Source organism: Actinopolymorpha sp. B9G3 (assembly GCF_040120725.1).
GTDB lineage: Bacteria > Actinomycetota > Actinomycetes > Propionibacteriales > Actinopolymorphaceae > Thermasporomyces.
The window spans coordinates 268,008-293,784 of record NZ_JBEEAB010000001.1; the positions used below are offsets into that span (position 1 = coordinate 268,008).

At 67.3% G+C, this 25,777-nt stretch carries 21 protein-coding genes; 13 read left to right on the forward strand and 8 right to left on the reverse strand.

All coding sequences use genetic code 11. From position 1 onward, the window contains the following. Positions 1 to 2: 2 nt before the first annotated feature. Positions 3 to 1,760 (reverse strand): glycoside hydrolase family 97 protein, encoded by a 1,758-nt coding sequence (locus ABNF93_RS01190; RefSeq protein ID WP_349325591.1) that lies wholly within the window; start codon positions 1,758 to 1,760, stop codon positions 3 to 5. 791 nt (positions 1,761 to 2,551) lie between these two features. On the opposite strand from ABNF93_RS01190, the gene ABNF93_RS01195 reads away from it, so the two are divergent. The 5 genes from ABNF93_RS01195 to ABNF93_RS01215 are packed head-to-tail and all read left to right on the forward strand — an operon-like array spanning position 2,552 to position 6,785. After that, a complete protein-coding gene (locus ABNF93_RS01195) occupies positions 2,552 to 3,733 on the forward strand; it encodes an ABC transporter substrate-binding protein (protein ID WP_349325592.1) in 1,182 nt (393 codons plus the stop codon). Next, positions 3,730 to 4,653 (forward strand): carbohydrate ABC transporter permease, encoded by a 924-nt coding sequence (locus ABNF93_RS01200; RefSeq protein WP_349325593.1) that lies wholly within the window; start codon positions 3,730 to 3,732, stop codon positions 4,651 to 4,653. The genes ABNF93_RS01195 and ABNF93_RS01200 overlap by 4 nt, the downstream gene beginning before the upstream one ends. 9 nt (positions 4,654 to 4,662) lie before the next feature. Then, the gene (locus tag ABNF93_RS01205) at positions 4,663 to 5,592 is read left to right on the forward strand and encodes a carbohydrate ABC transporter permease (protein WP_349325594.1); all 930 of its coding nucleotides are present in this window, start codon (positions 4,663 to 4,665) and stop codon (positions 5,590 to 5,592) included. Positions 5,593 to 5,604: 12 nt separating this feature from the next. Next, entirely contained in the window at positions 5,605 to 5,892 is a 288-nt protein-coding gene (locus tag ABNF93_RS01210) for a cupin domain-containing protein (RefSeq protein WP_349325595.1), read from the forward strand. Beyond that, positions 5,889 to 6,785 carry an aldo/keto reductase gene (locus ABNF93_RS01215; RefSeq protein ID WP_349325596.1) on the forward strand — a complete coding sequence of 299 codons (897 nt, stop codon included), beginning with the start codon at positions 5,889 to 5,891 and terminating at the stop codon, positions 6,783 to 6,785. The genes ABNF93_RS01210 and ABNF93_RS01215 overlap by 4 nt, the downstream gene beginning before the upstream one ends. Before the next feature lie 97 nt (positions 6,786 to 6,882). On the opposite strand, the gene ABNF93_RS01220 is transcribed toward ABNF93_RS01215, so the two are convergent. Continuing rightward, on the reverse strand, positions 6,883 to 7,683 hold the full coding sequence (locus tag ABNF93_RS01220; RefSeq protein WP_349325597.1) for a sugar phosphate isomerase/epimerase family protein: 801 nt from the start codon (positions 7,681 to 7,683) through the stop codon (positions 6,883 to 6,885). Positions 7,684 to 8,019: 336 nt separating this feature from the next. Between ABNF93_RS01220 and ABNF93_RS01225 the strand changes: the two genes are divergently transcribed. The 6 genes from ABNF93_RS01225 (at position 8,020) to ABNF93_RS34775 (ending at position 15,774) form a co-directional block, all read left to right on the forward strand. Continuing rightward, the gene (locus ABNF93_RS01225; protein WP_349325598.1) at positions 8,020 to 9,720 is read left to right on the forward strand and encodes a glycosyl hydrolase family 28-related protein; all 1,701 of its coding nucleotides are present in this window, start codon (positions 8,020 to 8,022) and stop codon (positions 9,718 to 9,720) included. A gap of 47 nt (positions 9,721 to 9,767) precedes the next feature. Then, positions 9,768 to 11,570, forward strand: coding sequence for a hypothetical protein (locus tag ABNF93_RS01230; RefSeq protein ID WP_349325599.1), 1,803 nt, complete (start codon positions 9,768 to 9,770; stop codon positions 11,568 to 11,570). Next, entirely contained in the window at positions 11,567 to 13,501 is a 1,935-nt protein-coding gene (locus ABNF93_RS01235; RefSeq protein WP_349325600.1) for a glycoside hydrolase family 97 protein, read from the forward strand. Before ABNF93_RS01230 ends, ABNF93_RS01235 begins: the two co-directional genes overlap by 4 nt. A gap of 155 nt (positions 13,502 to 13,656) precedes the next feature. Then, complete coding sequence (locus tag ABNF93_RS01240) at positions 13,657 to 13,917, forward strand: hypothetical protein (RefSeq protein ID WP_349325601.1); 261 nt, start codon at positions 13,657 to 13,659, stop codon at positions 13,915 to 13,917. A 7-nt stretch (positions 13,918 to 13,924) separates the two neighbouring features. Continuing rightward, complete coding sequence (locus ABNF93_RS01245; protein ID WP_349325602.1) at positions 13,925 to 14,443, forward strand: phosphotransferase; 519 nt, start codon at positions 13,925 to 13,927, stop codon at positions 14,441 to 14,443. A gap of 707 nt (positions 14,444 to 15,150) precedes the next feature. Continuing rightward, the gene (locus ABNF93_RS34775; protein WP_502877510.1) at positions 15,151 to 15,774 is read left to right on the forward strand and encodes a methyltransferase; all 624 of its coding nucleotides are present in this window, start codon (positions 15,151 to 15,153) and stop codon (positions 15,772 to 15,774) included. Positions 15,775 to 15,796: 22 nt separating this feature from the next. Here the strand turns inward: ABNF93_RS34775 and ABNF93_RS01260 are convergent, their stop codons facing one another. Then, on the reverse strand, positions 15,797 to 16,510 hold the full coding sequence (locus tag ABNF93_RS01260) for a GNAT family N-acetyltransferase (protein ID WP_349325605.1): 714 nt from the start codon (positions 16,508 to 16,510) through the stop codon (positions 15,797 to 15,799). Positions 16,511 to 16,646: 136 nt separating this feature from the next. On the opposite strand from ABNF93_RS01260, the gene ABNF93_RS01265 reads away from it, so the two are divergent. Then, positions 16,647 to 17,189, forward strand: coding sequence for a histidine phosphatase family protein (locus tag ABNF93_RS01265; protein WP_349325606.1), 543 nt, complete (start codon positions 16,647 to 16,649; stop codon positions 17,187 to 17,189). A gap of 160 nt (positions 17,190 to 17,349) precedes the next feature. Here the strand turns inward: ABNF93_RS01265 and ABNF93_RS01270 are convergent, their stop codons facing one another. The 3 genes from ABNF93_RS01270 to ABNF93_RS01280 all read right to left on the reverse strand — a co-directional run bounded on the left by ABNF93_RS01270 (position 17,350) and on the right by ABNF93_RS01280 (position 21,728). Continuing rightward, the gene (locus tag ABNF93_RS01270; RefSeq protein ID WP_349325607.1) at positions 17,350 to 19,620 is read right to left on the reverse strand and encodes a family 78 glycoside hydrolase catalytic domain; all 2,271 of its coding nucleotides are present in this window, start codon (positions 19,618 to 19,620) and stop codon (positions 17,350 to 17,352) included. Between the two features lie 34 nt (positions 19,621 to 19,654). Continuing rightward, positions 19,655 to 20,494: an aldo/keto reductase gene (locus ABNF93_RS01275; RefSeq protein WP_349325608.1), complete on the reverse strand. Its 840-nt coding sequence runs from the start codon at positions 20,492 to 20,494 to the stop codon at positions 19,655 to 19,657. A gap of 292 nt (positions 20,495 to 20,786) precedes the next feature. Next, the gene (locus ABNF93_RS01280) at positions 20,787 to 21,728 is read right to left on the reverse strand and encodes a phosphatase PAP2 family protein (protein WP_349325609.1); all 942 of its coding nucleotides are present in this window, start codon (positions 21,726 to 21,728) and stop codon (positions 20,787 to 20,789) included. Positions 21,729 to 21,969: 241 nt separating this feature from the next. Here ABNF93_RS01280 and ABNF93_RS01285 point away from each other — a divergent pair, with 241 nt between their 5' ends. Beyond that, entirely contained in the window at positions 21,970 to 23,832 is a 1,863-nt protein-coding gene (locus ABNF93_RS01285; RefSeq protein ID WP_349325610.1) for a protein kinase domain-containing protein, read from the forward strand. An 86-nt stretch (positions 23,833 to 23,918) separates the two neighbouring features. Here the strand turns inward: ABNF93_RS01285 and ABNF93_RS01290 are convergent, their stop codons facing one another. Both ABNF93_RS01290 and ABNF93_RS01295 read right to left on the reverse strand, forming a co-directional pair. Continuing rightward, a complete protein-coding gene (locus tag ABNF93_RS01290) occupies positions 23,919 to 24,317 on the reverse strand; it encodes an ATP-binding protein (RefSeq protein ID WP_349325611.1) in 399 nt (132 codons plus the stop codon). A 141-nt stretch (positions 24,318 to 24,458) separates the two neighbouring features. Further along, positions 24,459 to 25,556 carry a PP2C family protein-serine/threonine phosphatase gene (locus tag ABNF93_RS01295; protein WP_349325612.1) on the reverse strand — a complete coding sequence of 366 codons (1,098 nt, stop codon included), beginning with the start codon at positions 25,554 to 25,556 and terminating at the stop codon, positions 24,459 to 24,461. Positions 25,557 to 25,777: the final 221 nt, after the last annotated feature.

Sequence of the window (25,777 nt, forward strand, 5' to 3'; positions counted from 1 at the left end):
GCTCATGCGGTTGCCTCCGAATCGCCACGCCGCAGGCGGAGCGTGAAGCCGCCGTTGGCGGCGACCGGAACATCGACCTTGCCGCCGACGTCGACGGTGATGGTCTCGGCGATGATCCGGTCGACCGGGCCGTCCCGGTAGACGTCTGCCGTCCACGTGCCATCGCCCAGGAAGTCGAGCGACACGGTGGCGACGCGCGCGTTCCCGGAGAAGCCAGCGCCGACGTACCACTCATCGCCGCGACGCCTGGCGAGCACGACGTGACTGGTGGGGTCGCCGGACAGCAGCTTGGTGTCGTCCCAGGCGGTGGGGACCTCGGCGAGCAGGCGCCGCACCTCCGGCCTGGAGTCGTACGCCTCGATGCTGTCGGCGAAGTGCTGGACGCCGGATTCGAAGAGAACGGCCAGCGCGAGCTCGAACCCGGCAGAGATCTCGCGGACGGCCGTGAACGTACAAGGCGTGAAGTCCATCGGGCCCTGGACGTTGCGGGTGAAGACGAGCGACAGGTAGTGCGTTGGCGGATAGAGCGGTTCCTTGCCGGGCTTCGGCTTGATCCACTCCGCTCCCTTGACCGCCTCCGCGGTCATGAAATGGGGCCACGTACGCTCGGTGCCGCGCGGGATCGTGCCGCCATGGAAGACGACCATCAGTTTCAGCCGGGCGGTGGCGGCGAGGATCGAGTCGAACCATCTCATACGGTCCTGTCCGTCGGACTCAGTGAAGTCGATCTTGACCCCGACCGCACCCCATTCCTTCCAGAGCGCGAGCTTCTCGCGGTGCTCGATCTCGCTGTCGACGTGCTGCCAGTGCGACCACAGCCAGATGCCCACGCCCCGTTCGGTGGCGTACGAGATCAGCTCGGGTATCCAGTCCGCGCGCCAACCCGCGTCGACCAGGAGGTACGGCCAACCTTGCGCCGCGGCGAAGTCGACCCATCTCCGCTGGGCCTCGGCGTCGCTCGCGGACGCGCCGTCGGACCACCATGACCAGGCCGCTGCTCCCGGGTTGATCCACGAGGTGTCCTCGACCTCCGACGGCTCGGCCAGGCTGGTGACGAGGTCGCTCTCCACGATCGTGGCGAGGTCGCCCGTGATCATCGTGCGCCATGGCGTCACGAGTGGACTCGCGGTGGTGACGTACGAATCCGGCAGGTCCACCCGGAACGCGGCTCCGTCGAACCGCAGCCGGGATCCCGCATAGGTGGCGTCGAGATTCGACTCGGTGACCAGCACCCAGACGTCGCCGACCTCGAACAGCGCCGGGCAGCCGTACAACACCTCTTCCGCGTCGGCGACAGACGTGTGGTGGTGGATCTCCTCGTAGTCGCATCGACCGTTGTCGTACGGCAACAGCACGGCGCGGGCGCTTGACGGAAAGACGTACTCGGAGACCTCCTCGCAGACGGTCACCGGGCCGGTCCACGGCACGGAGTACCGATAGGCCACGCCCTGCTCGCTGATGCGTACCTGGAGGTCGAGGCGGTGGCCGCGCTTGGTGAACGACAGCGTCCACTCCTTGGCGACGTAGCGATGCTCCCGTCGCTTGCCCGTCACCGTGGCGTAGGAGTCGTCGATCTCGCCGGTCGTGATCGCCTCGAAGGCAAGTCCCTGACTGAGATCCTCATGGGCCGCCCGGAGTCCCAGCCTCGACGGTGCGATGACGTCGCGGCCGCCATGCCGTAACGCCAGCGAGAGTTCGCCCGCGTCCGAGAGCGTGACCTCGGCCTCCAGGTCATCCGCGGCGAGGGTCCAGTTCGGCATGCGGGCAGTCCTTCCACACGAGGAACGTCACACGGCAGAACACGGGAAGGCGTGCCCGGCACCTCCCGTGGCCGTGCGGATCCGCCGACGCGCCTGTGTGGCCCTTCCCGCGTTCGCCCGAGCCTATGTTGCAGTCACGTTAGATTCAATTCTTGACGAAGTTAATTAGTGGGTCTACGGTTCCGGCAAGCCTCCGGACCGGAGGCACCACAACGACCGGAAGCGCCACCCAATCATCGGAGGCTCTCAGGTCGACCAGTCGCCGCCGCGAAGGCCGAGGTCGCACGAAGTGCAGACCGAAGCGACGGCCAGTTCGACGACTCGACCGGCAACGCCTCCACCAGCCGGCCGCACTCCACCCGTACTCCACCCCGGGGCCCTCCGCAGCCCACGGCGCTGACGATGCCACGGCCGGGCAACCGCTTTCCAGCGACGCCTTCCGCCGTGATCGTGCCGGTGATCGAGGTCTTCCCGCGAAAGGCAGCCGTTCCATGGACCAGCGCACGATCGTTCAGACCCTCCAGGGGTTGGACACCACAGGCATGTCCCGCCGACGGGTGCTCAACCTCGCCGCGATGGCCGCCCTGGCCACGCCCCTTGCGGCATGTGCCGGCGACGAGCGGACCAGGCGAACCGCCCCGACAACCGACCCCGCCGGCAGTACCGCACCCGTCGACACCGATCGCCCGGAAAACGACACCTATCCGTACGACGAAGCAAAGACGCTCTTCGAGTCGCTGGACTGGCCGACGACCAACATCCCCGATCCCCAGTCCAAGGTCACCGTCACGATGGCGATCACCTCCGACGAGAACGCGGAGGTTCGGCACGCACAGTTCGCGAAGTTCTTCCGGGAACTGCATCCGAACATCGAGATCAAGCGCGAAATCACCCCGTGGGACGACTTCCTGACGAAGTACATGACGCAGGCGGCCGGCGGGTCACTGCCCGATCTGATGTACTCCCACTACAGCTGGGGCCAGAACCTCATCAAGAACAACATCATCGCTCCGCTCGACGACTTCATCGCCGCGACACCCGACTTCAACACCGACGACTTCACGGCGACCGCGCGAAGCTATTGGGAGAAGGACGGAAAGCTGCACGGCGTACCGACCGACTCCGCCCCGAAAATGCTCTGGTACAACAAGGAGATGTTCGACAAGGCGGGTGTCGAATACCCCGACGAGTCCTGGACCTGGCAGAAGGTTCAGGAGGCGGCGATCGAGCTGACGTCAGGCAAGGGCATAAAGAAGATCTTCGGTATGGTCCAGATGCCGGTTCCCTACCCCGACCTCACCCCGATCTATCTGCTTCCTTTCGGAGCCCGTTTCCTGTCGCAGGACGAAACCGAGGTGATGATCGATTCGGATACCGCGCGCGATGCGCTCAAACCATGGGTGGATCTGCAGGTGAAGCATGCGGCCATACCCAGCATCGCGGAAATGCAAGCTCGCGAGAATGCCGATCCGTATCGCGCAAACCAGGCGGCCATGGCGATCAATGGCACCTGGATCCTGAACGACCTCCTGAACCTGCCTCCGGAAACGGAGTTCGATTGGGGTATGAGTCACATGCCCTCAGGCCCAGAAGGACGGTCTGCCCCAGGTGTCGGCAGCGCCTTCGGACTCACCACCAAGGCAGCCAATCCGGAGGCGGCATGGATCGTGCTCAACGCCTTCCTGTCGTCGGCCGGCGCCCAGTACTTCAGGTTCAGTCCGCCGGCCCGACTGTCGGCCATCGACGCCAACCTCACGGCCATGAAGGTCCCTGACCAGGTCATCACGGACACCAAAGCGGCGCTACAGGACTACGCCACCAGCGACGGCGTGCTCAAGATGCCCGCCACGCAGAAGGTCGTCGACACCGCCACGCCGATTTGGGACCGCGTGCGGACAGGAAAGCTGTCGCTCGACGATGCACTGAAGCAGATCAAGGAACGCGTCACGCCGGTCGCCAAGGAGAACGTGTGAGCACGGCTGTCTCGCCGAGACGCCTCTCGCGGCGGCGCCAGGCACCCCTGGCCCGCCGCGAGGCGCGCAGGTTCCACCTGTTCGCGCTGCCGTGGCTCATCGGGTTCATCTTCTTCACCGGTGGCCCGATCGTCGCCTCGATCGTGATCAGCTTTACGAAGTGGGAGTTGCTGTCGTCCCCCGAGTGGATCGGGCTCGACAACTACCGGCGGCTGCTCACCGACCCGGACTTCTACGTGGCACTGAAGAACACCGTGTACTTCGGTGCGGGCTCGGCCCTCGTCGGCGTCGTCTTCAACTTCGTTCTCGCGCTGATGCTCAACATGAAGGTGCGCGGACAGGCGATATTTCGCACCATCATCTACATGCCGTCGGTGCTCAGCGGAATCGCCACCGCGCTGCTCTGGATCCACGTCCTGCATCCCGACTACGGCCTCATCAACCACCTGCTGGCCTATGTCGGAATCCAGGGGCCAGGCTGGCTGGTCGACGAGGCGTGGGCAATTCCCGGCCTGGTCATCATGTCGGTCTGGACTGCCGGGAACGCGATGGTCATCTTCCTGGCCGGTCTTCAGGGCGTGCCGCCGTCGCTGTACGAGGCGGCGGAAATCGATGGCGCCGGCTGGTGGGGGCGGTTCAGGCACGTCACAGTTCCGATGATGTCCCCCGTCATCTTCTTCAACATGATCGTCGGATTCATCGGCAGCCTTCAGGCGTTCACCCTGGTGCTCTTCATGACCGGCGGGGGGCCCGCCAACGCCACCCTGGTGCTGGGCTTGTACGTCTACCGTTACGCCTTCCAGTACTTCGACATGGGCTACGCGTCGACAATCGCGTGGGCTCTGTTCCTTCTGATCATCATCTTCACCGCCGCGCAGTTCTGGCTTGCCAGGCGGTGGGTCCATTACGAGTTCAAGTAGGGCGTCACGATGGCACTGGAGACAAAGCCCACCCGGCAAACAAAGCCCAACCGGCCCCGCATGCCGGTGGCGCGGACCGAGCCTCGCTCGCTGTCGGCGGAACAGTCCGCACAGATACAGCGCATCCAGCGCGTCGGTGCGTACATCCTTCTCGTCCTCGCGTCTGCTGCCTTCATCCTGCCGTTGCTGTGGATGTTCACCACATCACTGAAGAGTTCCACGAGCGTCCTGGAGTTTCCCCCGAGGTTCTTCCCCAACGAATATCACTGGGAGAACTATCCGAATGCCTGGACGGCGATGCCGTTCACCAGGTTCCTCCTGAACAGCATCCTGGTCACCGTACTTTCCGTTCTGGGAAATCTGATCTCCTGCATTCTGCCGGCGTACGCCTTCGCCAGACTGCGGTCACGCGTGCGCGGGGTGATGTTCGCGGCCATGCTCGCGACGATGATGATTCCCGCCCAGGTCACCCTGGTCCCGAGGTTCCTTCTGTTCTCCCAGGCCGGGCTGGTGGACACCTACTGGCCCCTGGTGCTGCCCAACTTCTTCGGGACCGCGCTGCTCATCTTCCTGCTCCGGCAGTTCTTCACCACGATCCCTCAGGAGCTGGTGGACTCCGCCCGGATCGACGGTGCCGGAGAGCTGCGGATCCTGTGGCGGATCATGATTCCGTTGTCCAAACCGGCGATCGCCACCGTGACGTTGATGTCGTTCATCGCGACGTGGGGCGAGTATCTCGATCCGCTGATCTACCTACGCAGCACGGAGAAGTTCACCATTCCGCTCGGCATCGCGCTCTTCAGGGGCGAACACGATGACCAGTACCACCTCATGATGGCGGTCTCCATGATGGCGCTGGCACCGATCATCGTCGTCTTCCTCGGAGCCCAGAAGTACTTCATCCGCGGCATCACACTGACCGGCATCTCAGGACGATAACCGGAAGAACCCATGCATAAAATCACCCTGGCACAGTACCGCCCGCAGCCCGGCTACCGAGTCACCTCAGGTGGCGTCGCCGTCCTGAAGCCCGGCGAGGTCAGCCATCCCGGGCGGCGGCATACGCACCCGGATCCGGAAATCTTTCTCATCCTCGAAGGCCACGGCCGGATCCACATCGACGCGAGGCCCGTCGACATCGCCACCGGTGACGTACTCATTGTCGAACCCGGCGAGGACCACCACCTGGAGGCCGCTGACACCGTGGTGACCAGCTGGCTGCACCTGGAGCGTGCATGACTGTGCCACCCGTGAACCTGCCACAACTCGGTCTCGGCGGCGGCCCGCTCGGTAACTACCTCGTGCCGATCACGGACGACCAGGCGTACGCCGTGGTGGACGCTGCGTGGGAGGCGGGGATCCGCTACTTCGACACCGCACCGTTCTACGGGAACGGGCTGTCCGAGCGGCGGATGGGTATGGCGCTGCGGGCCCGGCCGCGCGAGTCATTCATCCTGTCGACCAAGGTCGGTAGGCTCGTACGCCCGGGCCCCGGCGAGCCCGGCATCTTCGACGTTCCGCCTACTCATCACTGCGAGTGGGACTTCAGCCGCGACGGCGTGCTCCGTAGCGTCGACGAGAGCGTTGAACGGCTCGGAATCGACCGCGTGGACGTGGTGCTCCTCCACGACCCCGACCGGCACTGGCCGCAAGCCCTCGACGAAGCCCTTCCCACCCTGGCCGAGCTGCGCGCCCAAGGCGTTGTCAGGGCCGTCGGGGTCGGGATGAACCAGGCCGAGATGCTCGACCGCTTCGTGAAGTACGCCGATCCGGACCTGGTGCTGGCCGCCAACACGTGCACGCTGTTACGGCGTACGGCGTTGGCCGAGCTTCTGCCACGATGCGAGAGCCAGGGCGTGGCGGTCGTCGCGGCCAGCGTCTTTGACCGGGGGCTGCTGGCCACCGATCCAGGCGCCGACGCTCCCGGGGAGATCCAGCGCATCGGCCGGGTCTGCGCCCGCCATGGCGTACCTCTCGCGGCGGCCGCGATGAGGTTTCCCCTGCGCCAGCCGGCGGTCCGAAGCATACTCGTCGGTGCCCACCTTCCCGGTCAGATCCGCGCCAACATGAACGCGTTCGCGCGCGATATTCCCGACGAGTTCTGGGCCGACCTCGAACGCGTGCTGCCCTGAGTACCGAGAGAGCGCCCTGGGTCGCGAGGCGCTCAGCCGTCGGGTCCAGCAAGGTTGACCAGCCGGGCACGCGGCGGGCCGTCGCCCTCGTTTCGCCTCAGTACCGCAGGGCCCGCAGGTTCGCGTAGCTGGCCCTCGCCGAGGTGATGCCGTCTGGCTTCGGACTGTCGTTCTCGACGAAGTAGTACTCCACGCCGGCCAGCTCGCTGTGGGCGAAGATCCGCGCGAAGTCGATCGTGCCCGTCCCCACGTCGGCGATGGAGCCGTCGGGCGCGCGGTCTTTCACGTGGAGCAGCGGGAACCGGCCGGGGTACTCCGTGAAGAGATCCACCGGGTCGACGCCGCCGACGACTGACCAGTACAGGTCGAGCTCCAGGTCGACGAGGTCCGGGTCGGTCTCGCGCACGAGGATGTCGTACAAGCGTCCGCCGTTCTCGGCCTCGAACTCGAAGGCGTGGTTGTGGTACGCGAGCGTGACGCCGTCGGCATGGGTGCGGGCACCGGCGTCGTTGAGGACGCCGGCCACGCGCGAGTACTCCGCGGCGTCCCACGATCGGGAGCCGGAGATCCGCACGTAGCGGGCGCCGAGCGCCTTCGCGGTGGCGAGGACGCCGTCGAGGTCGTCCTCGATCTCACCGAGCCCGAGACCGACCGACGGTGCCTTCATGCCGGCGGCGTCGATCAGCGCACCCAACTCCGCCCCGGTATAGCCGTAGAGCCCGCTCGACGGCTCGATGTTCACGTATCCGCACGACGCCAGTGCCGCGAGCGTCGCCTCGGTGTCCGGTGCCGGCATGGCGGCACGCACCGTGTAGCCGACGACACCGATCCGCTCGTTCGGCACAGCCCGGTCACCCGGCGCCGACCGCGTGCCGCTCCCGGATTCCGCGGCGTTCATGATCCTCACCCGCTCCCTCGAATGTCGGTCCCCGCGAGCCTACCGACGCACTCGCGCGCCCATCCGAGGGTGAGCGGTAGCGGACAAGTTTCTTGACGGCCGAAAATAACGAACCTACGGTCGCCTGAGTCGCCTCGTCCACGCCGTCCATGCAAGGCACTCGCGTTCCCGATCCGGCACGTGCACGTCCGCGACAGCCAGGACACGAGGGGCGCCAACGAGTCGAACACCCTCGGCTTCGTCGACCACCTCCAGTTCACCCGCGTCACCGTCCACGGGGACCAAGCCTGACGCCGTCGGTCGAGCGCCAGACAAGAGCAGCGAAAGGAACGCCTCATGGGCAACCGTGGTCCCCGTCGTCGTGACCTCCTGCGGATGGCAGGTGGCGGTCTCGTGGGTGCGGCCACCCTGGGCGGTTCCGCCCGCGCGGCGGTCGCCCGGCCGGCACCGCCGTACCTGGCACCTGCGCCCCACCCGGCACCGGCTCAACTCTGGCAGGAGTACCTCGCCGCACCCGACACCCATCCCCAGGTCCCGAACGTGTCGTACGCCGGCTACCGCCGCGGCGAGCGGGACATCCCGCGGCTGCCCGAACGGGTCAACGCAAAGACGTTCGGCGCGACGGGTGACGGGCACACCGACGACACCGTGGCGATCAACGCGGCCATCGACGCGACCGCGGCGGCGGGCGGCGGTGCGGTGCTGCTGCCGCCCGGCACGTACAAGACGTCCGGGCTGATCCGGATGCATCACTCCGGTGTGGTCCTGCGCGGACTCGGTACGAGCAGGACCGTGATCTTCTGCGACAAGTCCCTGGAAGAGGGGTACGCGTTCAACCGCAGGGAAGGCGATCTGAGCCAGTGGTCGTGGAGCGGCGGCCTGGTCTGGTTCGTACCGAAGCGCCTGCTCGAGTCGATGCGGGACGCCGAGTTCCTCGGCAACGAGGGCTGGATGGACAACGAGACGCTCACCCCGGTCGTCGCCGACGCTTCCCGAGGTGCGCGCACGCTCGCCGTCGAGGACGCCGGGGACATCCGCGCCGGGGACCATGTCCTCCTCGCCGTCCGCAACGTCCCGGACTCCAGCCTCCTGGCCCATCTGGCCGGAGACGTCGACGGCACCGCGGCCTACGACTGGAACTCGCGGGCCACCCGGCTGCGCCCGGAAATCAGTACGTGGGCGGGCGCACCCAACTTCGTCGACTACCGCTGGCCGGTCGAGGTGACCCACGTGTCAGGGGACCAGGTGACGCTGGCCCAGCCGCTGAAGTTCGACCTCCGTACTGTGTGGGAGCCGCGCCTGCAGACGCTCGGCCCGGTGGTGCGGGAGTCCGGGATCGAGGACCTCACCCTCCGGATGCGGCTCACCCAGCAGCAACCGCACAACCGCGACTTCGGCTTCAACGGCCCCGCCTTCTCGGCGGCCCTGAACTGCTGGGCGCGCAACGTCCACGTGGAGAACGCGGACAACGGCTTCGGCCTGCACTCGTGCAAGGGCGTCACCCTACGGGACGTGTCGGTCGGCGGCCGGCAGCGCCACCACTCCTACATCTGCCGGGTGCAGGCCCACGACAACCTCGTCACCCGGTTCCGGATCGACCGGGCCACCGTGCCGCTGCCGTCGGGCTCGACGCATCACGGCATCAACGTCGAGGGACTCGCGTCCGGGAACGTCTGGTCGGACGGCGTGATGGAGAACGGCACCTTCGACTCCCACCGGGCACTGCCGTTCGAGAACGTGCGTACCGACATCACCGTGACCAACGACGCCTTCGTCGGTGGCGCTGGCGACGCGGGTCCGCGGTTCGGCGCGCGGTTCGCGCACTGGAACGTCCGGGTCACCAACGGCCGTACGTACGCGGTCGCGATCCACGACATGGCACCACGGGCCGCCGTCGTCGGCATCGCCGGCGCCACCACCTTCGCCAGTGGGCTCCCCCGCGACTTCACCGGCGATCTGGGGTCGGTGTCGGAGGCGCTCGGCTCGGGAGCCGCCCCAACGGATCTGCACGCCGCCCAACTCCGCGCGCGGTTGTGAGGCGGACACGTGCCGCGGCGGCATTGCCGGTGTGCATCGTCGTGGCGATGACACTGGGCGGAACCGGCGTGGCCGCCGTCCCCGCGGTCGAGGACACGCCGTCGACCGGAGCGTTGCCGCCGGGAGCGCAGGTGCGGGGCTGGAACGTCCTCACCGACAGCGTGCCGGACGGCCTTCGCAGCATCGGCGCCGCGGCCGGTTACGACATCAACCACCTGCAGATCAGCCACGACGTCATCCACGACCTCCGGCACGTCCGCGACGCCCGCCGGCTAGGTATCGCGGAGACCTACACCGCCGCGGCCCGTTATGCCGGCATCGCCGAGGTCGCGTTCTGGGACCACTCGCTGTACTCCCTGAGTTACTACCCCGACGAGTTCAAGACCGGCCCCGGCGGCACTCTCGACCTCGACGACCCGGCGTTCTGGGAATGGTTCAGGGCCGACTACCGCGAGATGCTCGACGTCGCCCCCGACATCGACGCGCTCATCCTCACCTTCGTCGAGACCGGCGCCCGGGTCGAGAACCAGCACTCCGACGTTCTCGTCACCGCCGAGCAGAAGCTCGCCTACCTGGTCGACCAGGTGGCCGACGTCGTGGTGGAGGAGCGTGGAATGAACCTCTACGTCCGCGACTTCGGCTACTACCCCGAGGAGATCCAGCGGATCCTGGGCGCGATCGAACTGATCGACAACCCTCGCGTCCGGGTCATGACGAAGGAGACGCCGCACGACTTCTTCCTCACCCACCCGGTGAACACCTTCACCGCCGGGCTCGACCGCGACGTGCTGGTCGAGTTCGACGCCACGGGTGAGTTCCACGGCCAGGGCATCATCGCCAACACGTTCCCCGAGGTGGGGATGCAGCGTTGGCGAGCGTTCGAGCGGCAGGCCAATGTCGTCGGGTACGTAGCCCGGACCGACCGCTACGACACCTCCGGGATTGTCGACACACCGACCGAGATCAACCTCTACGGGCTGAAGCGCGCTGTCGAAGACCCTGCGGCGACCGCCGACGATGTCTACCGGGAGTTCGTCACCCGGCGGTACGGGTCCAAGGCGGCACCGATCGTGGCGAAGGCGTTCCACAACGCCCGGAACATCATCACGTCCTCGATGTACACGCTGGGAACCAACATCGCCAACCATTCCGAACTCGACTACGACCCCTACTGCTCCAGCTACTACCGCCACGTGTCCGGGAAGTGGCTCGACCCGCCGGTCGCGGACGTTCGGCACACTGTCAACCGCACCTTGCACTACTGGACCGGTGTGGTCGACCACCTCGGTCCGGTCAGCTGCAAGAGCGACTCCGGCGTCGCCCGCGAGGTGCCGTGGGTGCTCGAGAACGGCTGGCTCGACCAGGAACACGACCGGATGGACGCGACGTATCTCGGATACGTCATGAAGGAGAAGGACCACGGCGTGCGGCTGGCCGAGGAGTCGCTGGGGCTCGTCGACTCGGCGCGGAGCATCCTCGCGCCCGACCGTTACGCGGAGCTTCGAGGCTACTTCGAGCGAACGGTGCTGACCGCGAAGATCCATCGGGCGGTCGCCACGGCGTACTTCGGCTACCGGCTCTACGCACGCGGCGTACCGCCGGACGACGAGGAGGAGTTGGCCCGCACGATCTGGACCGGGTTGGACGAGGCGCACGCGGTGGCCGAACAGATCCGCGCCTACCCCGGCCCGGTGTCGGAGGGGCAGTGGACCTGGAGGGTCGACGCCGACCAGGCCGACCTCTACATCGACCGGATCGCGAACGGCTGGGACAAGTACGGCGGCATCGCCGTGCCCCGGCCGGCATCGACAAGCTCATACGGGGTCGGACCTGAAGGAGGACTTCGATGAACGCTGCAGACGGTGCCGCGGCCGGTCGGTCGCGGTGGTGCCGGATGGCGGTGGCGCTCGCCGGCCTCGCGGTCGGCGCCCTGGTGATGGGCATGGTGGCGCCACCCGTCGCGGCCGCCGAGCGCTGGACGGTACGGGCGCCCGATCCGGGTGGTCCCGTCGCGGACCTGACCTACGACGCCGTGGCCGGGACCGTGGCGCTGTCGGTGTCCCGGGGCGGGACGACGGTGCTGGAGCCGTCCACGGTCGGCATCGTGACCGAGCAGGCGAACCTGGCCGCCGGGTTGCGATTCACCGGACGGTCCGACCGCGTGGTCCTGGAACGCTATGCCACGACGGTGGGCAAGCGGATCCAGCGGCAGACTCCGATGACGGAGGCGAGGTTCGGCTTCGAAGGTGAGGGCGGCGCCAAGCTGTCGCTGGTCGTACGCGTGTCTGCCGACGGGGTCGCTTACCGGTACATCCTGCCGGCCGACAACGGCGCGGTGACCGGTGAGGCGTCTGCGTTCACGGTGCCCGCGGATGCGTCGGCGTGGCTGGCCCGGCACCGGCGCGACTACGAGAACCCGTTCCTCGAGTACACCGCGGCGTCCGCGCCCTTGGCGGACTTCCAGGTTCCGGCACTGTTCGAGGTCGACGGCACGTATCTGCTGCTCACCGAGTCAGCCTTGGACGGGTCGTACTCCGGTCCGAGGTTGCTGCACGAGGCGGCAACTGGCACGTACCGCCTCGACGTGTCGTTCTGGGATCCGCAGATCGCGGTGGACGGGCCGCTGGCCACGCCGTGGCGGGTGATGGTGGTCGGCGACCTCGCGACCGTGACCGAGTCGACGATGGTCGACGACGTGGCACCGGCGTCACGGCTGGCCGACACGTCCTGGATCCGGCCGGGGAACGCGATGTGGACGTGGCTGGCCGGCGGCCGGTCCGCCCAGCAGAGCCTCGAACGCCAGCAGGGATTCGTCGACTACGCCGCCGCGCGCGGCTGGCCGTACGTCGTGGTCGACGCGGGCTGGTACGACGACCTGGAGACCGGCGAGCGGGCCTGGACCGACCGGGTTCCGGAGTTCACCTGGATGCCGGACCTCGTCGACTACGCCAATGCGCGCGGTGTCGACATCATGACGTGGCTGCGGTTCTCCGACTTCGACACCGCCCCCGAACGCGCCGAGCGGTTCGCGCTGCTGGAGCAGTGGGGCGTCAAGGGTGTCAAGCTCGACTTCATGGACTCGGAGTCGCAGGAACGGCTGCGGTGGTACGACGACGCCCTGGCCGACATGGCCGAGCACCACCTGCTGGTGAACTTCCACGGTTCCACGGTCCCCAAGGGCTGGCACCGCACCTGGCCGCACCTCATGACGATGGAGGGTGTCCACGGCGCGGAGAAGTCGAGCAACCTCACGACGAGCCACCTCACCGCCCTGCCTTTCACGCGGAACCAGATCGGCTCGATGGACTACACGCCGATGGCGTTCCAGCGCGAGAGTCGGCCGACCTCCGACGCGCACGAACTGGGACTGTCGGTGGTGTTCGAGTCGGGCGTCCAGAACCTCGCTGGCAGCCCCGAGGCGTACGACGCGCGGCCGGAGGCGCGGCGGTTCCTCGAACAGGTGCCGACCGTGTGGGACGAGACCAGGCTGCTCGCCGGCCGGCCCGGTGATCACGTGGTGATGGCTCGGCGCAGCGGTGAACGGTGGTTCCTCGGTGCGGGGACATCGGGAGCCGCGCGGACCCTTGAGGTGGCGTTGGACCTCCCCGACGGGCTCTGGCTGGTCGAGGTCGTCAACGACGACGCCGCCGGGCTGGTCCGCGACCGGCAGGTGCTGAACGCGGGCGAGATGCTGTCGGTCGATGTCGTGGCCGAAGGCGGGTTCGCCGGTCTCGCCTGCCGGTGGACACCGCAGCGCACCACGTGCGACTCCACGGGCTGAGCGACGGCCCTCCGCCACTCCCAAGCCTCGATACGCGCGGTCGCGGGCCAACATGGCCACGAGGAGCTCACCCTGAAGCTGGGATCGGAACTGGAGGGAGCCAGGATGAGCAGCGTGGGGACGTAGACGTCGACCGCGGCCGGGAGGTTGCCGACGTGCTGGCCGGTGTTTACGGCCTCAGCGTGCGGCGACTGCGCCCGGGCCCGGACGGCACCCACACCCGCAACTACCTCGCCGACGCCCACGACGGGAGCGTGTGGTTCGTCAAGACCTACCCCGGGGCCGACCGGGCGGAGCTCGATCGCCAGCGCGCGGCCGTGGCGCTGGCGGCGTTCGCCGCCACCGGCAACGTGCCCGTACCCGCTGTATTGCCCGCCGAGAACGGTGAGCTGCTGCACCACGCGGCCCCACGCTGACGGCTTCATGGGCTGGGCAAGGCAGGCGATCGAGGAGCGGCTGACCTGGTGGCCGACCTTGGCGCGGCTGCTCGACGGCGTGCCGCCGCTGACGGTCCAGGTGGTGCACGGGGACCTGGCCTCGCCGAACCTGTTGCTGGACGGGGATCGGGTGGCGGGCATCATCGACTTCAGCCCTCCGAGCCCGCGGCCGGCGGTGTGGGAGCTGGCGCGCATCGGCTGCGACCCGCGCACCGTGCTCGCCTGCGAGGACTGGCCGTACGGCGTTGCCCGGCTGGTCGCCGCGTACCAACACGCCTACCCCGCGGTTCCCGCCGCCGAGTTGGTGGCGTGCGTCCGGGTCGGGCTCGTCTACTCCGCCACCTCGTCCTATCCGCTCGCCGAACCGCTGGTGAACCCGACCGCCGTCACCCCCTCGCTGCAGACCTACGCCCGCGCCCGCCACCGCGCCGCGGAGTTGATGCTCGAACGACTTGCGGAGGCCGAAGCCGTGCTGCGCATGGGGACTGGAGAGATGCCGAGGTAGCCGGTTGTCAGGGCCAGGCGTGTTGTGACACGCTCGGCTCGTTGTTGAAGAGTCGTCTCGTGGCGTTCCGCCGTCGAGATGGCAGTTGCTCGCAGCTGCCCACTTCCCGATCGAGGGGTGGGTGGGATGCTGCGCTCTTTTTCTCAGCCGGCAGTTGGCCGTGCGCACCGCCGTCGTCTTGGCGAGCTGCAGGCGGCGCTCGAGGCCCATCAGGCGTACTGGCACCCCTCGCCGTTCCACGTGCGCCGCCCGGACTGGTGTGTGGCCCGACCTGAGTTGGCCGACGCGGTGCTCGGCATCGACAGCCTCACGGTCGAAACGCTGTCCCACGACCCCGACGCCTGCCGCGACTGGCTCACACCCTGGCTTCCGGTCGTTGACACACTCGGCCGGCTGGTGAACCTCCCGCCTCTGCCTGTCCGTGATCTGCCGGCCATGCCCCCTCGCCTCGACCGACGTATCCGCGGCCGCAAACGCGACCAGATCGAGGCCTTCGCCGCGCACGCACCGCCTGCACAAGGGCCCCTGCTCGAGTGGTGCGCCGGGAAGGGGCACCTGGGGCGGCGGCTCGCAATCGCCGACCGAGTACCCGTGCAATCGCTGGAGATCGACCCAAAGCTGTGCGCCGACGCCACCCAGCTCGCCGAGCGCGCCGGCATCGACCAGACAGTGCTCTGCGCCGACGCCCTGGACGACGACTCCCATGCATGTGTGAAAGCCGTACGGTACTCGCCCTGCATGCCTGCGGCGAACTGCACCGCGCTCTCGTACGCGGTGCGGCACGCGCTGGCGCCAACGGCTACGTCATTGCCCCGTGCTGCTACCACCGCGGGATTGCTGACGCCTATCGTCCGCTCGCCCGCGACGCCTCGCTGCCTCTTGACGCCGACCTCATCCGGCTGGCCGTGACTGAAACCGTGACGGCTCCGCGTCACGACCGCCGGCGCCTTGCCCGTGACCAGGCCTGGAAGTTGGGGTTCATCGCCTTGCGCAACGAGCTCGAAGGAGAGGCGGCTCGCACCTTCCGCCCAGTGCCTTCGCGCTGGGTGTCAGGCGACTTCACCGACTTTTGCCGCACACTGGCACAGCGCGAGGGTGTAGACCTGCCGGCCGCAGTTCAGTGGGCGCATTGGCTCGCCGTCGGTGAGCAGCGCCGTGCCGAGATCCGCCGCCTCGAGCTTGTCCGCCACGCGTTTCGCCGCGCATTGGAGTTGTGGCTCGTCATGGATCTCGTCGTTGGACTCGAAGAGGCCGGTTTCGACGTGCAGGTCGGCGACTTCTGCGATCGCTCGATCACCCCACGCAACCTGCTCGTCGTTGCGCAACGCTAACAGTCACTGCCCGTTGTTGGGCTCAGTTGCGCACACCGACGTCGGGCCAGCCTCGATGGGCGGCCCAGTCGTCAGCCAGGATCGCCATGATGTCAGCGTCGATCCAGGCTCCTTCCCAGCGCAGAGCATGGCGCTTGGTTCCCTCGTGGACGAAGCCGACCTTCTGATAGACGTGCCGGGCTCGAGGGTTGAACGCGAAGACTTCCAGGCCGACTCGGTGCACACCGACCGTCTCGAAGGCGTACGCCAACACCAGCCGAGTCGCTTCGGTGCCCATCCCGCGTCCGACCGCGCGAGCGCCGATCAGCGCGATCCGGAACGAGCACGATCGATTGACCTGATCGAGCTGCATCAGGACTACCTCGCCGACATACTGCTCCGTGGCCCGCTCCACGACCGCCAGATCGAGGCGGTCATCCTGCTCACCCCGCGTCGCATACCACCGTTCCAGCCGCTTCCGATCCAACGCCGCATGCGTGCCGGTTAGCCGGACCGTCTCCGGATCGGTGACCAACTCGGCCGCGCCATCGACGTCGGCCACACCGACCGGCCGCAGCAGTACGAGATCGCCGAGCAAGGTCGGTTTGGCAGCGAGCGTGATGCCGTTCACCATGACCACGATCCTGCCCTGCTCGATGATCCGAGCGCGAACTGTGCAGCGGCCCCTGCGTTCTCTGTAGTAGCGATCCGTGACGGTGTACGCAGGAAGGGAAATCGTTACGACCGTGACCGGCATGTTCCCCTCCTTCGGCCGGTGCGACGGAACAGGCTCCAGGCGACCATCCGCCGGTGCCTTCAACTCCACTGGCGGAAGACGGGTGTGAACGGAAGGATGTCACCTCGTGTTCGCATGCCTTCCCATCCTCGTCGTCGTGCCTCATGCTGACGCCGGCGACCGCACCAAGTGGACATCTGATCAGGATCTCCGGCCGTTGACCGACCTGGGCCGCGCCCAAGCAACGATGCTCGCGGCGGCCGTGGGACGTGTCGATGCGATCGTGAGTAGCCCCGCTCGCCGCTGCGTGGAGACCGTCGAACCGATCGCAGCTGCCTCCGGTGCGGAGATCGAGTTGGATGAAGACCTACGCGAGCTGACCTATGTCACCGAGCACGAGAGTTGGGACGCCTGGACGCTCGATCCACAGTGGCGCGCCCAGTTGCTTGCCGCCGCAGGTCTCGGACGTGCAATACGGACGCTCGCGAGGATCGAGGAGTCTGTGGGCGCCGGCGGTCGTGTCGCGATCAGCGCGCATGGCGACCTCGTTCCGCTCTTCGGTCTGCTCGCGGCGGGATACTTCCGGGTTCCCGCTCCCGTGCCCGCCGCGCGCGGCGGGTGCTACGAGATCGACCCAACGAACGCGTCCCGCCCGATCAGAACGCTCGGCGCACTGGTTCCACGACCCGACCCAGCCTGACGTCTCGGCATCCGGTCGAGGAAATCGCCAGACCAAGATCCACCGTTGGTCGGACGCACGCTGATCGGGACCTGCAGGTCCTCGCTCGGAGCGCGGAGTCCACGCACCTGGATCTTCTTGCTGTAGGGCACCAAGTGCCCGCAGGGGTCCAGCTGGGCGATCAGGTCGTCGAGGTTTCCTCGGCCTGCGTGGTGTGCGGGCCTGCGCCGAGTTCGGTGTCTGGCTCGCCGTCGAGTGAGAGGATGCCGGTGACTCCTGCGGGGAGTTCGGTCTCGACCGTCAGCCCGCCGTTGTCGGTGCGCCAGCTGACCCGGATTGGGCCGTGTGGCGTGTCGAGACTGGTCTTGGCCCAGGTGAGGCCGCCGCCCGGTCGCGGTGCGATCAGGACCCGCGAGTAGCCCGGCTCGAGCGGCGCGATGCCGCCGATCACCCGGTGCATCCAGTCCGCGACCGCGCCGAGTGCGTAGTGGTTGAAGCTGGTCATCTCACCGGGGTTGATGGTGCCGTCGGGCAGCATCGAGTCCCAGCGTTCCCAGACCGTGGTGGCGCCCATCGTCACCGGGTACAGCCATGACGGGCACTCGCGCTGCATGAGCAGGGCGTAGGCGGCGTCGAGGTGACCGGTCTTCGTCAACGCGTCGGTGATGAACGGAGTGCCGGCGAAGCCGGTCGAGATCCTGAAGCCGCTCTCTGCCACCAGTTCTGATAACCGGTTGCCCGCGAGCTGCTCGGCCGGCTCGTCAAGCAACCCGAAGGTGATCGCCAGCGTGTAGACCGTGGTGCAGTCGGAGACGATGGTGCCGTCGGTAGACACGTAATGGGTGTGGAACGCCGTGCGGGTCCGGTCGGCCAGCGCCTCGAAGTCCGCCGCGTCCTCCGCCCGCCCCAGCAGGGCGGCGGTCTCGGCGACGATCCGGGCGGAGCGGAACAGGCACGCGGTGGCGACCACGCCCCTGTCGGCCTTGGCGTTCCACGGCTCGTGCGGTGAGGCGTCCGGGTCGAGCCAGTCGCCGAACTGAAAACCCGTGTCCCACAACCCGTTCGGCGAGGAGAGCGTGCCGACCCGCCGCACGTGCGCGGCCATCGAGTCGTACTGGCGCTCGAGCACACCGCGGTCGCCATAGGCCTGGTACAGCGTCCAGGGCACCCACACCGCGGCATCGCTCCAGACCGCTGTGCTGTCAGGCTTGGGGAACTCCGCCGGGCTGGGCAGGAGCTTGAGGACGTCGGGGATCACGAACGGCACCACGCCCTCGTGGTGGCGCTGCTCCAGGGCCAGGTCGACCAGCCAGTCGGACAGGAAGGCACTGACGTCGAACAAATACGCCGCCGACGGGGCAAAGGCGGCGATGTCGCCGGTCCAGCCGAGCCGCTCGTTACGCTGCGGGCAGTCGGTCGGCAGGTCGAGGAAGTTGCCCTTGGTGCCCCACACGACGTTGCGGTGCAGTTGGTTGAGCAACGGCTCGGAGCACTCGAAGAATCCGGTACGTCGAAGCTCGGAGTGCACGACGACCGCCTCGACCGAGTCGGCGGTCAGCTCCCCTGGCCAGCCGGTGATCTCTGCGTACCGGAACCCGTGGAAGGTCATCGTCGGCTCGAAGAAGTCCTCGCCGCCGCTGAGGATGAACCGGTCGGTCGCCTGGGCGTCGCGCAGCGGCCGGACGCCGAGCTCGCCATCCTCGAGGACCTCGGCATGTCGGATCCGGATCTCGGCGCCGCGCGGGCCGCGGACGGTGAACCGCAGCCAGCCGACCAGGTTCTGGCCGAAGTCGACCAGCGTCCGCCCCGATGGTGAGCTCCAGACCTTCACCGGCGCGAGCACCTCGTGCCGCTTCACCGGCGGACCGACGTACGGCACCAGCCGGGCCACCTCGAAGTCGAGCCCGCGCGCGTTCAGAACCCCCCACTGCTGCTTCGCGCCGAAGGCGTACCAGTCCGGGTCCCGCCGGCGGGCGTCGATGGTCTGCCCGTCATAGATGTCGTCAGCCAGGACGTCGGTGCCGACAACGGTCCAGGTCCCATCGCTCACGACCACCTGCCGGTGCCCGTCGGCGAAGCCGATCTCCAGCTGGGCGATGATGCCGAGCCGGTCACCGTACAGCTCGCGCATCCCGGAGAAGCCGAGCCGGCCGCGGTACCAGCCGTTGCCTACAGCAACGGTGAGGACGTTGCGGTCCGCCAGGTGTGCGGCGACGTCGTAGGAGCGGTACCGCAGCCGCCACTCGTAGCTGCTCCAGCCGGGGCTGAGCACATCGTCGCCGACCGGGCGGCCGTTGATAGCAGCATCGAAGACACCGAGGCTGCTGATGTGCAGCACTGCAGACTCGACGCGACCGTGACCGGCGTCGAGCTCGACCTCCTTGCGGAACAGCGGAGCCGAGCCAAGGTCGGCGTACGGCGTGATCATCGAGGCGGACCAGGAAACGGACATGTTCACCTTTCGGCCGGGCGGTCGCGGTGCGGGCTCAGCCCTCACGAGGTGCGCGCGCAACCGCGAGTGCGAGGTCCGCTGTGTAGGCGGCCTCGAGGTCTTCGTCCCATGGCTCTGACTCTGCTGCCAGCGAGTCGAGAACGGTTTCGGGTCGGGTAGCGCCCGAGACCACTGACAGCACGGGCGACGATGCCAGAAGAGCGCGTAGTTGCAGGCGTTGGAGTGAGACACCACGCGCGTTCGCCATGCCCGCGAGGCGTGGTGCCTGGGCCGCGGCCGAGGACCGCACGGGTGAGTATGCGAAGAACGGAACGTCGTTGGCTTCGCACCAAGCAAGCACGTCAGCTGACTCACGCCCCATCGAACTGTGGTGATTCTGTACGGCGTCGATGCGAGCGACTGCAGTAGCCCGCTCGAGCGCGCCGATGCTGACGTTCGACAGTCCGATTCGGGCCACCTTTCCCTCGTCGCGAAGCGATGCGAGAGCTGAGACGCCTTCCTCTACGGGTTGTTCGGCGAGATCGACTCTGTGCAGGTAATAGAGGTCGAGGTATTCGCCGCCGAACACGCGCAGGCTTGTCTCGACGTCAGATCGGATCCGACGTTCGCTGATGTCCGCATCCCAGGAGGTCGCGCCGATTCGCGAATGTCCTCCCTTCGTCCCGACCATGACGCTCGTACCTCTGGCGGCCTCAGCGGCCAGCTCTTCGCCGTACAAGGTCGCATCGACGTGGGCGTACGCACGTGCGGTGTCGAGGATCGCAGTGCCCGCATCGATGCCGGATCGGATCGTGGCGAGGTCAGCCGACCGGTCACGCGGAGCGAACGAGAAGCCGGCAACCCCGAGAGCCACGCGGCCGACGAGTGCCGTCATACGGCCCCCTCCCTCACCGCCGATCTTGGTCTGCGATGGGTCTTGACCTGATACTTCGCGATGCCTTCCGCAGCGGCCTGGCTCGCGATCCAGGTCCCGGCACCTGGGCTTGGCGTTCGAGTCGGAGGTGACCACCCAGGCGACGCCTGCGAGGAGGCCGACGCCGCAGACGGGCCGATCTCTGCGCTGGGAAACGTTACCCCAGAGGGACTGATGTCCGCGACAACTGACCGCCTCCACGGTCGGGCTGTCAGGCCCAGCCATGCTGGGCCGCGAGGCGGTGCGGCGTCACTCAGGTCGAGGACTTCACCTGGAGTGGTGTGTGCTCGGCGATGGTGTCGATCAGCCTCGGTTGATCGAGCTTGGGGACCACCCGATGCACGGTGGACAGGACCACGGCCATCACCAGGAACGTGGCACCGGTGACGCCGGTGGCACCGGCGACATAGGCACCGAGCAGTCGGCTGGTATCGAGGTCGACCGGCGGTGTCAATTCACCCTGGTCGGTGAGGCCGGTGGCGAGCACCGCAACAGCAAGCAGACTGCCACCCACCAGAGCCAGGATGGCGACCGTTCGGTGATGAGAATCGGCAGGTTCGCTGACCGGTTGGTTTCTCTGAGCAACAACCAGCAGATAGCCACCCCCGGCCGCCCACGACCCCACGATGAGCAGAGAAGCCAGCGCGTCACTGGGCCTGTGCCAGCCAGCCGACAACGTGGCGATACCCGTCAGCGCCGTGTACGCCGCGCCGACCACCGCAGTCGGACTGCTCAGCCGCGACGGCAACACCAGCACAGCCGCAACGGTAATTGCAGCCGCCACCGTCACATGACCACTCGGCATACTGTTCGGTGCACCGATGTTGGTCCCTGCGATATCGAAATCCGGGCGCTCGATCAAGAAACGCTTCAACACCTGGCTGGTGACATTGGCACCGACGACCAGCAATGTGGCAACAACCGCGAGACGATAGCGACGACGAGCAACCGCAACAAAGCCGATAGCCACCGTCGCCACCACCAGCGAAACGACCGTCACTGCGTTGAGTATCAGGTTGACCAGATCCTCGACCTGGCTCCGACCAATGGTGCTGGCCCGCAACACACTGGCATCAAGCACCTGGCCACGGGGCGTACGGATAAAGATCCACCAGACCAACGCCAACCCGACGACCTGCGAAAACGCCAACAGAAGCAACCAGCCGGCAACCAGCCCACGCACAAGACGCATCATGCGCGCACGTTACCCGGGCATTCACCGGAATACCCCACAAAACATGGCACAATCCGGCGGTCGCACGGCTCGGCCCTGGGACCTGCGAACCGCCGGGCGGCCGGTGCCGGTCATGTGCGTGGGTCTGCTGTGGAGCCTGGGTATGGACTCCGGGCGCGGAGGGGCCGAGGGTGAGCGGTCGCGCTGATCGTGCCGTCAACGGATGGCGGCGGACGGTGGGTCAACGAAAGGGGAGGGGCGGGTGGATGCTGTTCAGGCGGCGTCTCGTGACGATCTCGTGGTGGGCGAACGATACGTCGTTCGCGACCAGCTGGGGACCGGCGGTTGCGCTGTCGTCCACCTCGCCGACGACCTGCGACTCGGCCGTCGCGTCGCGGTCAAGATGCTTCACCCACACCTCGCTGCCGACGCGGAGATCGCTTCGGCGTTCGTACGTGAGGCGTGGATAGCCGCGTCGCTGAACCATCCAGGCATCGTGGCTGTCTACGACGTCTGCGATCCGGAAATCATCGACCAGGATGTGCCGTGGATGGCGTTGGAACTCGTCAACGGTCAAACGGTCCGGGAGATCCTCGAGACGAGCGGGCCGATGACCCCCCGAGAAGCCTTGACAGTAACCGCGCACGTCCTGGACGCGCTCGGGCACAGCCATGCCAGCGGGATCGTCCACCGCGACGTCAGTCCCGGGAACGTCATGATCACGGTGTCTGGTCAGGTGAAGGTGACCGACTTCGGTATCGCCGCCGCGGTCAGTTCGACGACAGGTGCCGGTTCACGAGCTGACGACAGCCAGGTGGTACTCGGTACGCCTTCCAGCATCTCTCCCGAACAGGCACGTGGTGCCGAGATCGACGCGCGTAGCGATCTGTACTCGGTCGGATGCCTGCTCTTCGCACTGCTCACCGGAACGTCGCCGTTCACCGGCGAGTCGGCGCACGCCACCGTGTGGGCCCACGTCCACCAGGAGCCGCCATCTCCCTCGGCGATCAATCCGGACGTTCCGCGCTCCCTCGACCCACCGGTCCTACGGGCACTCGCCAAGGATCCCGCCGACCGCTTTCCGGACGCTGCGGCGATGCGAGCGGCGATCATCGCCGCCGCTCACGACCTGCCTGTCGACGACCACTCGCGGCCCCTCGCCGCCGACCTGCTACCAGACACCCAGGACCCTCCCGCGCGTCAGCCAGGCCGGCTCGTGCTCGCCATGACAGGCGCCGCCCTGGTGTTGTGTCTGCTCTCAGGGTGGTCACTCTGGTGGTCCACGCTGGATCGACAGGCGCCGGACGGGAGTGGCGAACTCGCCTCAGTCGTCGTTCCGGATCTTGCGGGTCTGACGGTCGCGGAGGCCGAACACCGCCTACGTGCCAGGGGGTTGCGTACCGGCGAGCACCGTGTTGTGGAGAGCGATGCTGTGCGGTCAGGGCGGGTGATTCGTTCCGAACCGCCGGCCGGTGCACTGGTCGCGCGGAGGGATACGGTCCGGCTGGTGGTGTCCTCCGACGCCGCAGAGGTGACAATGCCGCAGCTGGCGGGTCTCTCCCTCGACCAGGCCAGCATCGCCTTGGACCGAGCTGGGCTACGGCTCGGCGCGACCACCGAACGGGACGCATCCGACAGGGCACGAACGGTGCTGGATACCACGCCGGTGGGCGGCGCCACCGTGCTGGCCGGCACCAAGGTCGAGCTCACCGTCGCCAGTGGGTGGTCGTCTGTACCAGACGTGACCGGATACTCCGTAGCGGACGCTCGCCGCGCGCTGGAGCTGGCCGGCTTCCGGCCACACCTGACCAGCGAGGGAACGTCGTCATCGTCGGTTGCCAACCAGCCAACGGTCCTGAGCACCCGCCCGCAAGCCGGGACCAGGTCACGAGTGGAAAGCGCGGTACACATGCTGTTGGCTGGCAAGGAGGTGTCGCCCACTCCTCGCGCGTCGACGAACGGTCCGAAGCCGACCCCCACTCCGTCCTCCCCTCCGCCGAGACCGTCTCCACAGCCGACGCCAAGCACGCGCCCAACCACTCCGAGGCCGACAGAGACGCCCACGGCCACTCCCACACCCACACCCAGTCCGAGTCCCTCACCGACACCCACATCCGAACCATGACAGCGCTCCTTGTGGATGCCGCCGCTACTGCATCGGGTGGGCACGTGCGGTGAAACCCCACAGACGCCTTTGGTGCCAGATGGCCGTCAGCTGAGCTGAACCCAGATGGACTTTCCGCCGGCAGTATCTGTCGTGACCCCCCACCGAGCGGCGAGCTTGTCCACGATATGCAGGCCCCGGCCACCCTCGGAATCACTCGTCAAGTCCCTCATGGCCGGAGCAACTGCAGATCCGTCGGAGATTGCCAGGTAGACGCCGCCACTCTGATCCGCGCGGACGAGGAGATGCAGGACCCCTCCGTCACTCGCATGCCGAACTGAGTTGGTGACGAGTTCGGAAACGACCAGGCGCGCAACTTCCACCGCATCGTCAAGATAGGGCCGCCCCCAGGCGAGCAGGAGTTCCTCGACAAGGCGTCGGGCAGCCCCGGGCGAATGCACCGTAGCGGGAAGGTCTATCTCGGCCCACCACTCTGTGTCCGCCATGGACTTCACCACTTTTCCGTCCCCGATTGCTACCGAGTCACCTTCCCGGAGACGGACGACAACGACCCAGATGTCCGGTACAGGCCGCCATGGCCCCCAAGCGTGACCGGGCAACTGCGCTCTGGAGACAGCCCCCACAGTTCACCCGAACCAGTCCAGGCACACGGCGGTGGCGTCGTCCTGCAGCTTGCCGTCGCAGTAGTCCATCACGCGTGAGGTGATCTGCCGCACGAGTTCGGTCGGGGCGTGCGCCCGGGAGTCGGTGAGGACGGAGGCGACTCGCGAGCTGCCGAAATGATCAGAGCTGTCCCCCGCTCTTCCATCAAGGATGCCGTCGCTGAGCAGGAGCAACCTGTCATCGGGCTGAATGTCCACTCGATGAAGGGTGTAGTCGTAACCAGGCTCGACTCCAAGCGGTGGGTCTGGCGGAAGGGCGAGGGGCACCACCTCCCCCTTCCGCAGGATGAGAGCTGCCGGATGTCCGGCGTTGATGGCAGACGCCTCGCCGGTGGCCGTGTTCAGGTGCACCATGAGGCTGGTGACGAAGGCGTCCTCGCCAAACTGCTCCACCAGGCGATCTGAGGCCGCTTCGGCCTGTTGCCGAATCCCGCCGTTGCACCGGCGGACGTTGCGCTGGGTCGACACCGTGAGGCTCGCCATCAGTGCCGCACGAAGCCCGTGGCCCATCGCGTCGTTGACGGTGGTGGTGACGATACCCCTGTCGACTGCGTAGTCGAAGCTGTCCCCGCCGATCTCATAGGCAGGCTCGAGGTTGCCGGCGATGGACAGAGTTCGATCCTGATAGGCCAGTACAGGAAGCAACTCCCACTGGATCTCGGCAGGGAGTTGGAGGTCCCGACGCCGGCGTACCCGCTCGAATCGATCCGTGTAGCGGCGCGCTTCGGCTATGACATAGCCAAGCAGTTGGGCCATCAGCCGCAGCTCACTCCAGCAGTCCGTCTGTTCACGATCGAGTCTCACCGCAAGGACTCCGAGGCGTTCCCGCCGTACGGAGACCGGGACGAACACCAACGTTCCCGACCCATCGTCGACGCTCACGGGTCGTTGGGTCCGGAATGCCTTGCCCGCGGTCGGCCCATCCACCTGATGGACCTCGGCTGCCAGCGGACCCCACTGCCCAGGAACGGGTTCCAGGGTGGTTTCCGCGTAGTCGGCGAGAAGCAGGACGCCTGCGCTGGCACCCGTGGTGTCGCGGAGACGATGGAAGAGAACATCCATGAGCTCGAAAGGAGGAGAAGCATCCAGCTCCACCAGCAGGTCGCCGAAGTGGCGGCCAAAGCCAGCTCCAGCCGTATCCGGTTGACCGTTTCCGCTGACGCCGTCCTGAGGGTGGCTCGGACCAATCGGGCCGTTGCGGCTCATTCCCATCCCACCGACTGCCGGCGCCCCCGCGGCCCGCCCTGGGCCCGCCGCCACCCTACGTTGCGACCCGAGGCAGG